This is a genomic window from Pseudomonas sp. EL_65y_Pfl1_R83, assembly GCF_963970695.1.
GTDB classification, from domain to species: Bacteria; Pseudomonadota; Gammaproteobacteria; order Pseudomonadales; family Pseudomonadaceae; genus Aquipseudomonas; species Aquipseudomonas tritici.
In genome coordinates this window covers 1-246 of record NZ_CAXAQI010000554.1, presented here as the reverse complement: position 1 = coordinate 246, position 246 = coordinate 1, and the positions used below count along the sequence as shown (strand labels likewise).

At 63.0% G+C, this 246-nt stretch carries 1 pseudogene; it reads left to right on the top strand.

From position 1 onward, the window contains the following. Positions 1–246 (top strand): annotated as a pseudogene (locus AACY08_RS30305) (RHS repeat domain-containing protein); the annotation flags it as partial.

Genomic DNA, 246 nt, shown 5'->3' with positions numbered 1-246 from the left:
CAAAGGCCACCAGCTAGTCACCGAATACCGCTACGACTGCCAACACCGCCTCATCGGCCTCACCCAACCCAACGGGCAAACCGCCAGCTACCGCTACGACCCCTTCGGCCGCCGCATCAGCAAAACCATCGACGGCCTAACCACCGAGTTCTTCTGGCAAGGCGACAAACTCATCGCCGAACACCACGCGGACCGGCACCGCAGCTACCTCTACGAACCGGACAGCTTCCGCCCGTTGGCGCTGCT